General features: G+C 65.6%; 2 protein-coding genes and 1 pseudogene. 1 reads left to right on the plus strand and 2 read right to left on the minus strand.

The features are described 5' to 3' along the window. On the minus strand, nucleotides 1-933 hold a 933-nt coding region (locus P3H15_RS53120; protein WP_276144684.1), incomplete at its 3' end, for a hypothetical protein. Beyond that, nucleotides 930-2,168 carry a tyrosine-type recombinase/integrase gene (locus P3H15_RS53125; protein ID WP_276144685.1) on the minus strand — a complete coding sequence of 413 codons (1,239 nt, stop codon included), beginning with the start codon at nucleotides 2,166-2,168 and terminating at the stop codon, nucleotides 930-932. The genes P3H15_RS53125 and P3H15_RS53120, both read right to left, overlap by 4 nt. Before the next feature lie 120 nt (nucleotides 2,169-2,288). Between P3H15_RS53125 and P3H15_RS53130 the strand changes: the two are divergent. Further along, nucleotides 2,289-2,549, plus strand: a pseudogene (locus P3H15_RS53130) (ATP-binding protein); the annotation flags it as partial. Between the last annotated feature and the right edge of the window lie 1,853 nt (nucleotides 2,550-4,402).

Below are 4,402 nucleotides of genomic sequence, written 5' to 3' on the forward strand. Positions count from 1 at the left end.
CGCGTCCTTGTTGTCGGTCATGAACAGGTAGAACTGCTCCACATCGCTGGCCAGGTGCTGCACCGACTCCGGCGACAACCGCTGGCCGGTGCGGCGTCCACGGGTGACCGGCCTGGCGCGGAGATGACCGAGGAACTCCAGCATGAGGGCCCGCATCCCGGCGGCGTCATCGACCAGCCACGGCCCCTCGACTCCGCGGCCGCCCAGGAAGCCGTCGAACTCGCCCACCGCCACGATCCGGCGGTGCACCGTCGACCAGCTCAACGATCCCGTCTCCAGCCCGACCTTGCAGTGCCACTGCAGCCCGCGCCGCAGCCAGCGGGCGCCGATCCGGTCGAACCGCACCGAGTACCGGCCCATCGGCTCGTGCTCACGCAGCGGGATCCGGTTGTCCTCGACCGGGTTCCATCGGTCTCGCTGCCACCACGGGCCGGTATCGGAGGCGGTGACGAGCAGCCGCATCATCCTCGTCAGCAGGCAGCGGATGTTCTTCATCGTGGTGGCCGCCGGTAGCCGCCCGCGGCGCCGGTGCACCGCGTGCTGGATCTGCCCGCACCAGTCCCGCACGGGCAGTCCGAGCAGGGAGGCGGGCGCCCGCCCGGCACGATCGGCGATCACCTCACCGAGCCGGCGCACCAGCATGCTCAAGCCCGGTGTCGGGATCTTCCCGCCCAGCTCGATGATCCGGAACACACACCACGCCACCTCCCGGCGCATCGGCTCCGGCAGCTGCGACAGGTCCACCCCGGCCCGCCAGGTCCCGTCGTGGCAGAACGCTCCCGCGTATTCCGGTGGGACACTCGACTCGGCGAAGCACGACAGCCGCATCGGTTCCGGCACGGCCGCCCACAAGTCCTCCAGCGCCTGCGGGTCGCAGCGGACGCGGGCCGCTTCCACCCAGTCGATCGTGGCCTCGTCGCGCCCGCCGGTCACGAGCCGGACCCGATCCGCTCGTCGCGGTGCGCGCCGACTCGCCAGCCGGCGGTGACCGCCTTCCAGTCGGCGGCCGCCCGCATCTCGGCGTCCTCGCTCACGTGCGCGTACGTGTTGAGCGTGGTCTGCACGTCGACATGTCCCAATCGTCGACTCACCACGTGCACCGGTACCCCCGACAGCAACAGCGCCGTGGCGTGGCTGTGCCGCATCCAGTGCGGCGACCAGGCCTGCGGCACCTGCCCGGACAGCTCGCGGCGCAGCCGGTCCACCAGATCGTAGACGGACTCCGGTCGCCACGGCGCGAACCGCGGTTCCCGGTCGAGGTTGACGAACACGCAAGTGCCGTCGAAGTCGTCGGTGGCCAGATCGGCGCCGGCCTCGCACAACCGCCAGACGTACTCGCCGTAGAGGCGGTCCAGCTCGTCGGAGACATACACCCGCCGGTAGCCGCTCTTGGCCCGCACCTCATGCGGGTGGTCTCGGGTCACGACCTCGACGTACGGGGTGTCACCGCACCCGGTGTGCCAATCGCGATGCTGCAACCCGAGCGCCTCACCCAACCGAACGCCCGTCTCCGCCAACAACATCCAGAGCAGCCGGTTGCGCACCGACCCACGCCACTCCCGCGTGTCGGGATCCCAACTCGCGCATGCCTCACAGATCCGCTCGATCTGCTCGGGCGTCAAGATCGGTGGCGCCCCCCGGCCCGGGCGGCGCACCCGGATCACCGCCTGGCGACGACCCTTTCGCCGCACGACGTGCTCGAGCAGCGGCTTGTACCGGCCGCCGCCGCGATGGGTGATCCGATGCAGGTCCCGGCCGACGTCCACGCCGTTAAGCACGTGATAGTCGTAGCAGGACAGCACCGCACCCAGCCGCGCGGAGATCGTCGACTCGGCGAATCGGGCACCACGGCGCTCGATCGACACCACCCCCGGCTCGTCCCCGGTACGCAACCACGTCAGGAACGCACCGAAGTTCTCCAACGTCACCGCATCCCAGACCAGCCCGAACAGCTCCAGAAACTGCCACCACAACGCCAACGCCCGCGCATAGGACTTCACCGTGTTTGGCGACACCTGCTGGGCCCGAAGATATTCCAGGTACTCCTCCGCCGGGACCACCGGGCGATGATCCGAGCCGAGCACCGTCCAGGTGTGGCCCCCGCCATCGGGCAGGACCAGCCGCTGCACCCGACAACACGCCCCGACCGTTTCTGTGATCGTCGTCACACCCCGTAGCGTAACCACCCCGGATAGAACGTCCGCGAGAGACACGCCGACCCTCGCACAGAACTCTCACCATTCATTGCGGACGGTGGTCACGTAACCCCAGATAGGACGTCGGCATAGGTCGACGACATCGGCCTGTTGCCGGTGGCCGCCGACGCCGCCGAAGGCCTCTACCGGCTTGTCGATGCCGCCTATGAGAAACGCGCCCTAGCGCTTTCCTCGAATCTGCATCCGTCAGGATTCGACGAACTGATGCCCAAGACACTGGCCACCGCCACCGTCGATCGGCTCATGCATCACGCTCACCTCTGTCAGACCAGTGGAGATTCGATCCGGATGAGCCAAGCCCTCGCCGGCACCGGCACCACACCGCTCACCTGAGCAACACGGTGGGCAGTTTCGTGTCCGCCCGTGGGCACATTCATGTCCGCCCACGGGCAGGTTTCGTGACCGCCAATGGGCAGAAACCAATGTCCCTTGACAGAGCCGGCCCATGAGTTCAGAACACGTGTCGTCAGGCGGGTACGTCTCAGCGTGCGGCCTCGACTTCCTCGTGTTCCAAGCCGGGACGTCCCCATCGATCTGCGGGGTGCTCGGTTTCCGGCTTGATCAGCGCTGCGATGCCGGGTGCTGCGCAAATGGATTTGTTGTCGGTTTACGTCGCTCGTGCCTCGCCTCAATGAGCGGCGAAGACTACCCACCGCCTCCCATGACCGGACGCGGCGCTGCCTTCGAAATGGCGCTTCGAGTGTTACGGCGGGCGATGGACGTTGGCCGCACGTTTTGGAACTCGCGGGAAACGCAAGAGTCGTGTCGGGCCGGCCACCGACGATCCACGCTCTATGCGGCCCGATGCTGTCGGAAGTGACACCGATGGAGGGAAAGTTCGGAGCCCGACCGGCCTGCGTTATCCGCGACATCCGATGCCGCGTGCAAGAACGCTTCGTGGTGTAGTGAGCCGGATCCGGCAGCAGCCGAAGCTTGGGAATGGTGTCGGCACGAAACGTGGCCCGCCTTTCTCGCCGGGCCGCGGAGTCGATCGGGTGTTGAGCGAACGCCAATCGACCTAAGGAAGGCAAGTAGCGTCGACATGTATTCCACATACCGATCGAATGGCCAGGCGGTGTGCGGGAACGGCTCGATGCAGAGGTCTAGACCTACGGCACGGTGCCTTCGCGAACTACCAATGAACCACGTTGATGCACCGTGCATCACCCGAAAGCACGGGGTGAATGCGCATCGTGGTGAGTAGGCCAATCAGGTGTGTTTGAGAGAGGTTTAGCATGGATCCGACACTTCCCGCTTCGTCGGGGGCGTGCAAATCGCGGACCGCGGTCGCAACCAATGCGAGAGGCTGTCGGGGCCGGGGGCAAGTACCGGGCTTCGTGAGCAAACCCCAGTCAGGGCGACAATTCCTAGTCTTTGCCGACAGAGCTCGGGCAGATCAGGCTTCACACGAAGGGAGATCCATGTGTCCGCGTGGTCGACGATCATATATGATCGTTCGAGGTTGATGCGCAGAGATAGCTGCGTGAAGAATGATCTAAAATTCTTCTGCTGCAACGAAATTCGACAATGAAGGAGCTCTGGGAAGGCGACCGTCGATCGCCGTGCCGCCGCAGCTTCGCACGTCAGTGGAGGTTGGCGAGAATGCACACGCCGGCACAGATGGGCTCCTTGGCGTCACCCGTCGTCATCGAGTCGAGTCGAGTCGCCACGGGTCAAGCCACGCGGAACCCCCGCCGGAGCTGGCGGACGGCGGGGCCGCGACACCGGCAGTCGAGGATCGGTCAAGCAGCGCGAACTCCAGTGGCTGAACAGGATTCAGCTCACGGCGTTGCGGCACCAGCGGCCTGCACATCGGATCAGCCGGTGCACACCAAATCGTATGACGCCGACGACGCTGATCCCAAGAGTGTGCCGTACGCCACATGTGATTTCTTGGGTGCTCGCATACGCTTCATCCGTTTATCGCGACCCAGCCGAGCGTGGCGCACCCACCGACAGCTGACCGTGTTTGCAGGCCAAGTGGTTCCTGCAGTTCGGCAGCAATATCCTCGAGCATTTCTGCAGGCCAGATCCTTTCGTGCAATCGCATCTTTGAGTGCTCCCAGCTACGCACGAAGGAACGAGAGGATGCCGCAGCTACGGCATCCTCACATCCGTCGGCCGGGGCTAACCCCAATACCGTTCAGTTAGTGGGGTTTGCGTTACGATGAGGTGTGCCTCGGAGT

Origin of the sequence: Rhodococcus sp. T2V (assembly GCF_029269925.1) — a bacterium.
GTDB classification, from domain to species: domain Bacteria; phylum Actinomycetota; class Actinomycetes; order Mycobacteriales; family Mycobacteriaceae; genus Rhodococcus_F; species Rhodococcus_F koreensis.